General features: G+C 41.1%; 6 protein-coding genes. All 6 read left to right on the forward strand.

Features of this window, described 5'->3' with window-relative positions; genetic code table 11:
* The first annotated feature begins 95 nt into the window (after nt 1-95).
* The 6 genes from ACPK8D_RS13135 (at nt 96) to ACPK8D_RS13160 (ending at nt 5159) form a co-directional block, all read left to right on the forward strand.
* On the forward strand, nt 96-551 hold the full coding sequence (locus tag ACPK8D_RS13135) for a YqaA family protein (RefSeq protein WP_424718309.1): 456 nt from the start codon (nt 96-98) through the stop codon (nt 549-551).
* Nucleotides 552-1297: 746 nt separating this feature from the next.
* Entirely contained in the window at nt 1298-2005 is a 708-nt protein-coding gene (locus tag ACPK8D_RS13140) for an energy-coupling factor ABC transporter permease (RefSeq protein ID WP_424718310.1), read from the forward strand.
* The gene (locus tag ACPK8D_RS13145; RefSeq protein WP_424718311.1) at nt 2002-2343 is read left to right on the forward strand and encodes an energy-coupling factor ABC transporter substrate-binding protein; all 342 of its coding nucleotides are present in this window, start codon (nt 2002-2004) and stop codon (nt 2341-2343) included. The genes ACPK8D_RS13140 and ACPK8D_RS13145 overlap by 4 nt, the downstream gene beginning before the upstream one ends.
* A gap of 115 nt (nt 2344-2458) precedes the next feature.
* Entirely contained in the window at nt 2459-3241 is a 783-nt protein-coding gene (cbiQ, locus tag ACPK8D_RS13150; protein WP_424718312.1) for a cobalt ECF transporter T component CbiQ, read from the forward strand.
* An 11-nt stretch (nt 3242-3252) separates the two neighbouring features.
* Nucleotides 3253-4614: an energy-coupling factor ABC transporter ATP-binding protein gene (locus tag ACPK8D_RS13155; RefSeq protein ID WP_424718313.1), complete on the forward strand. Its 1362-nt coding sequence runs from the start codon at nt 3253-3255 to the stop codon at nt 4612-4614.
* A 257-nt stretch (nt 4615-4871) separates the two neighbouring features.
* Nucleotides 4872-5159 (forward strand): DUF378 domain-containing protein, encoded by a 288-nt coding sequence (locus ACPK8D_RS13160; RefSeq protein ID WP_424718314.1) that lies wholly within the window; start codon nt 4872-4874, stop codon nt 5157-5159.
* Nucleotides 5160-6000: the final 841 nt, after the last annotated feature.

A 6000-nucleotide genomic window follows, 5' to 3' on the forward strand; every position in this document is an offset into this window, starting at 1 on the left:
TGATACCTGGATTCTCATACAATGATACCTGAATTCCTGTGCAGTTGATGCCTGAGACGACAACTTAAAATACCGAACTACGATTGTTGAGTATAATGCTTGAAGCTTTGAGTTCCTTTCTTGCCGATTACGGTTATCTGAATCTCTTTATCCTGAGTTTCCTGGCCTCCACGATTCTGCCTTTAGGATCGGAAGCGCTAATAATAGCTCTCATTTATCAGGGCTTTAACCCTTTTTCTGTCGTTATGGTGGCGACTTCCGGCAATTTTCTCGGGTCCTGCACAACATATTATCTCGGGCTTAAAGGGCGTCCGGTACTTGAGAAATACCTTTCTCCTTCTCCTGAGAAGCTTGAGAAAAGTGAAAGGCTCTTTAAAAGATACGGTGTTTACACCCTGCTTTTCACCTGGGTGCCAGGTATAGGAGACGTAATTACCATGGTTGCCGGGCTTATGCAGCTCCCTTTCCGATACTTTTCTACCCTGGTTTTTCTTGGGAAATTCGGGCGTTATTTTGCAGTTGCATATCTGACAGCCTTTTTTAGCAGCTGATTTCTGATAGCTTTTTCAGCAATTGATTTATGATTAGCTTTTTTAGCAACTGATTTACTATTAACTTTTTTTAAAATTGACTTACGGTTTTCCAGGTAAGTTTAAACTTTTTCTTAAGTTCCATTCATTTAAGCAAACTTTTTCTAAAGTTTAGTTTCTTTTCTTTTATAATATACATTTTCCGGGTGTATCTTCCAAAAATTATTCTTTATACGGAAAGAATAGATATATTTATGTAATACGAAGTACAATATTAAGGTACCAAAGCAAATTTAGTTGATCTCCATTGCTTTGATTTGGTTTTTCTTGCCTGTCTTCCAGGTCTTTAAAAAGGAATCTGTATTTGATTATAACCTCCATTTTTTATTTTTTTGCTTTTTTCTTTTTTATATTATTTTTTTGCTTTATACACAACTTAACTTTTCAACCGTGGAATGTCTGGTCCTTTAAATGAACAGATCTAACTTTTTCATTTACTCTGTATACTAACTCCATTTGATACCTGTTTTTTATAAAATTATTCAAAATTGGATATAATTATTTCCCTGATTTATGCTTGATATTGATTAAAGTCTGCTTGTTCTGCTCTATACTTTCTTCACTTTGAGAATATTATTACCTCTAAATTAATTTGATACGCTCTCACGCACTCGCTTCTTCATCACCGTAACCTTTATCTATAAATGAACTCAATTTAACTTGCCTTAACCCCACTAATATTTACTTGATATCCGCACGGTGATCCTATGCATATAATGGAAGGTTTTTTAGACACCCCCTGGTGGCAGATCTGGTTTGCAGTATCAATTCCAGTGATACTGTACGGAATTAATAAGTTGAACAGACTAGTAAAAGAAAAACGAGAGATATTACCTCTACTGGCTGTTGCAGGTGCATTTATTTTCGTATTATCCTCCCTGAAATTACCATCTGTAACCGGAAGCTGCTCTCACCCTACAGGAACCGGGATTGCTGCAATCATGTTCGGGCCGGCAATTTCTGCAGTGCTGGGAACAATAGTGCTTCTCTACCAGGCTCTTTTCCTTGCCCACGGCGGCCTGACAACCCTTGGAGCAAATGTATTCTCAATGGGAATAGTAGGACCCCTGGTGGCATATCTAATATACAAAGCAGGAATGAAAGCGAATCTTAACTTTTATGCCGTAGTCTTCCTTGCCACAGCTTTTGGAGACTGGGCAACTTACTTGACCACCTCTGTGGAACTTGCTCTTGCATATCCTGCCGGTGGAGTACTTACCTCTGGAGCTCTTCTCAGCTCATTCGAGAAATTTGCAATTGTCTTTGCAGTAACTCAGGTGCCCCTTGCGATCATGGAAGGAGCTGTCAGTGCCCTGCTTTTCAAATACGTCGTAAACGTCAAGAGCGACATTCTTGTAGAAATGAAAGTCATTGAAGATTCAGTCGTACGAAAACTCAGGGGGATTCCCTCATGAGTAGAAAACTGGAACTTATCGTGCTTGGAATTCTCCTTATCTTTACAGTTCAGTTTATTTACATGTCTTCAACTACGGACGCAGAATACGGAGGAGCTGACGGGGAAGCTGAAGGCGTAATAAACGAGATTACTGGCGGGACTTACGAGCCAATTGCAGAGCCTGTATGGGAACCTCCGAGTGGAGAAATTGAAAGCCTTCTTTTTGGTCTTCAGGCAGCTATTGGCGCAGGAATTATCGGATATTTCCTTGGCTATTACAGGGCTAAAAAAAAATATGAAAACGAGCTTGGGTATAAAGGGAAAAGTAAATCCGAGGGCGACAGGCACTCTCTATAATCTCTTCTTCTGCCATGTTTATTTTCCTCCCCTTAAGGGAGGAAAGCTTTTATCTTTTGCCTTTTATTTTTAACTTTCAATTTTTAGTTTTCATCCACCAATCAGCGGGTTACCTATGACCAATATCCTTGATGATTATGCCCTCATGAGCCCTCTCAGGCACCGAAACAACTGGCTGAAGCTGGCAATAGTGTTATTCGGTTTGCTTGCAGGAGTCTCTTCCAATTCCCCTATCCCTCCTCTTTTCATAGCTTTCTGCATGAGCTTTACAACGGTTGCTTTTGGCAAAGCCCCTCTTTCCCTTTATGTAAAACTTCTGCTGGCTCCTTTTGGTTTTGCGGCTATCGGAGTTTTTATCATTGCCTTTTTTTCAGGTTCCGGACCTGAACTGCTGTCATTCGAAATTCTCGGTTATCCTCTCTCTGTAAGGACAGACGGGTTTGAGCTTGCCCTGCTGGTACTTGCCAGATCAATAAGCGGGATGTGCTGCCTTTACTTCCTTGCGCTGACAACCCCTATGATCGAGCTTTTTGCAGTGTTTAAAGCTTCCAGGCTTCCCGAATCCTTTATAGAGCTCTCCATGTTGATTTACCGCTATATTTTCGTCTTCCTGGACATGGCCCTTTCTATCAGGTACGCCCAGACGGTAAGGTTGGGTTACTCAAGTTTCAGGCGGTCTCTCAATTCGCTGGGCATGCTTGGAAGTACCCTTTTCGTCCGTTCCTGGGAACAGGGAGACAAACTCTTCCTTGCCATGAATTCAAGATGTTATGATGGGAAAATGACACTTTTCGAAGTGCACAGGCCTGTAAAAGCACCTGAATTGCTTCTTACTTCAGCCTATTTTCTCCTGACTCTCGCACTTCTTTATCTAACAAAAAACGCATCTATTGTCTGAGGTAAAAGATTATGATTATTCTTGAGACCAGGGGACTTAAATATACTTACCCTGACGGAACCGTGGCTGTTCAGGATCTGAATATTGAAATCATGAAAGGAAAGAAAATCGCCTTTGTAGGGCAGAACGGTTCCGGTAAGTCCACACTTTTCCTGCTTCTTAACGGGACCCTCAAGCCGAACCAGGGTGAAATCCTATTCCATGGTGTTCCTTTCAAGTACGATTCAAAATCCCTTCGGGAAATTCGGAAATCCGTAGGGATAGTTTTTCAGAATTCCGATGACCAGATTTTTGCTCCCACGGTATTTCAGGACGTAGCTTTCGGGCCTGCAAACCTCGGTTATTCAAAAGAGAGGGTCGATACCTGCGTTCTGCGTGCCCTTGAGCAGGTAGGCCTTTCCAGGTTTAAAGACAAACCTCCTCACCATCTAAGCGGAGGGCAGAAAAAACGGGTTGCAATTGCCGGGGTTATGGCAATGGAACCCGAGGTGATCATCCTTGACGAACCCCTCTCGAACCTCGATCCCGTAGGTGCGGATGAAATTATGGATTTGATTAACGAATTTAACCACTTCGGGAGCACTATTATTATTTCAACGCATGATGTGGATCTGGCATACCGCTGGTCCGACTATGTTTTCCTCCTGTCAAACAGCAAAATCATAGGCCAGGGTACCCCGGCAGAGGTTTTCAAAGAATCCGAACTCCTCAAAAAAGCCGGGCTCAGGCAGCCCACTACTCTTGAGATCTATCATGAAATCGAAAGAAGAGGGCTTGCATACGGCAGAAGTTCCCCAAAAACCATACCTGAGCTTGTCAATACCTTAAAACCCCTTGACCTGATGTGGGTTGAAGTCCCTCCTGGCGTAAGAGAAGGAGATAACCTGAATCTCGGGGTCATGTACGGGGAATATGCGACCCAGTCGCCTTACGAGGCCATTAACGCCACTGTGCTGCATATCCACTCGGAAGGAAGGGCTATTGTTGAATTAAAACGTAAAGGAATTAAAGCCGGTGGAGTCCTGCTTTACGATACTGACAGCTATTCCCTGCCTGAAATAAAACAAATCCTTAAGGAAGGAGAAATTGTCTTTGTCGGAGCAATGGGCAAGAAAAGTAAAACCCTTGCCGAGCAGGATGGAGTCAGGCTCGACGTTACCTCAGGCGTTATAGATAAATCTATCCTGATGGCGCTTTGCGGAAAACGCTGTCTCATCCTTACAGCCGGTGGGATGGTGGACCACGCCTTTAAAAGAATAAAGGAATATGTGGAAAAAAGCGGGATAGAATTTACGGTTGGGGTCGTTAACAGGGAAGAAGGCTGCCAGTGGCTCGAAGAGACCGGGGACAGCCCTGAAACGCTAAAGATATAATTATTTCTTTTTTCCTTTTTCTTATTTTTCACTATAGCCGTTTTGAGTATATTACAATCTATGTGATAATCCGAGATTCATTTCTTTTTTCAACAGATAGCCAGGTTAAGGAATAGATTCATAATATCCTAGCTCCAACACTGTTTACGAAGCAAATGATTAGATCATCCGAAAGCCTGGAGTTTTCCAGTCAGAAAAAATGATCTGTCCTTTGTGCCTTTGTGAATGCTCTATTTCAGTGGGGAGGTTTGATAAAGATGCATAAAATGCATGATATGCCGGATAGTCTATACATTCCGTCTAAGCTGCTAACGATAATAGGCGCTATTAACTGGGGTCTTGTAGGTCTTCTGAACTTTGATCTGGTAGCGGCTATATTTGGAAAGAAATCTTTTATCTCGCGGCTAATCTACACTCTTGTGGGCCTGGCTGGAGTCTACCTGATTATGAAACACAAGGCAAAATTAGCTATGAAAAAGCATGAGGAGACCGAGGGCAAACAACGCTATAGCGGCAAGCAATATAGCTGGAGTGGGATTCAATAAAATATGGGAATTGACTTCTCAACCGGATTTGCTTATAATGTGTCCTTGAATAATATCTTTATTAATATGTGCTTGAAACACCAGGTACATGTTAATCTCTTTTATAAGCTTTTTAAAAAAAAGCTTAAGCAAAAAATAAGAACAATGTGTATATTCCATATTAATCTCTTTTACTAATAGGGTCCTCCAAAATCAGCGTGTAAACTGAGGATTCAGAATGCTTATTTTAGGTAATATATATAACCAGAGTTACCCCCAATAAAAGTACACTCTTAAGATCCAATTTAGAGGAAAATAAACCCGATTAAACTTTAAAAATAGCAGATGGACGGAACTAGAGCTTTATTTTTTGACAAATCACATTTTTTTGAAATTATGGCAAATGACTCCTTTTCCGTTTTACAAAATTAAATGTTGAAAAAAAGGGCTAACAAAACCTTAAATTGAAAATTATGGATGTTTAATCTCTTTAACGGAAAACAAATTCTTTATAATCTGTACTTTTATTGGGGGAGCACTAGTACCAAATCCAATTCATGAGATAAGGCTTATTAACCCTTGAAAAATGAATCATTTTTTGAGAACCCTATTTACTAAGCTTTTTAGAAAAAAGCTTAAGCAAAAATAAGAACCGTGCAGATATTAGCTAGTTTTATATGGAACTCGGATACGCTTTTGTTTGGATTATGAGCGCTCCAGGTGAACTACCTCACGCTAAAGCTGTGAAGCTTCCTGTTTCCTTGCCCTGACCAGCGCCAGCGACTCCACAGGCTCTACCGGCAGTCCCTGCCGTGATTTGATAAGCACTAATAGCAAATTCCTTAATATTGATAGCAGCGTT

Origin of the sequence: Methanosarcina sp., from assembly GCF_049706645.1 — an archaeon.
Lineage (GTDB): Archaea > Halobacteriota > Methanosarcinia > Methanosarcinales > Methanosarcinaceae > Methanosarcina.

Coding starts and splice junctions, on each gene's coding strand:
- cbiQ (WP_424718312.1), top strand. CDS start 2,459: ATGACCAATATCCTTGATGATTATGCCCTCATGAGCCCTCTCAGGCAC.
- ACPK8D_RS13145 (WP_424718311.1), top strand. CDS start 2,002: ATGAGTAGAAAACTGGAACTTATCGTGCTTGGAATTCTCCTTATCTTT.
- ACPK8D_RS13140 (WP_424718310.1), top strand. CDS start 1,298: ATGCATATAATGGAAGGTTTTTTAGACACCCCCTGGTGGCAGATCTGG.
- ACPK8D_RS13135 (WP_424718309.1), top strand. CDS start 96: ATGCTTGAAGCTTTGAGTTCCTTTCTTGCCGATTACGGTTATCTGAAT.
- ACPK8D_RS13160 (WP_424718314.1), top strand. CDS start 4,872: ATGCATAAAATGCATGATATGCCGGATAGTCTATACATTCCGTCTAAG.
- ACPK8D_RS13155 (WP_424718313.1), top strand. CDS start 3,253: ATGATTATTCTTGAGACCAGGGGACTTAAATATACTTACCCTGACGGA.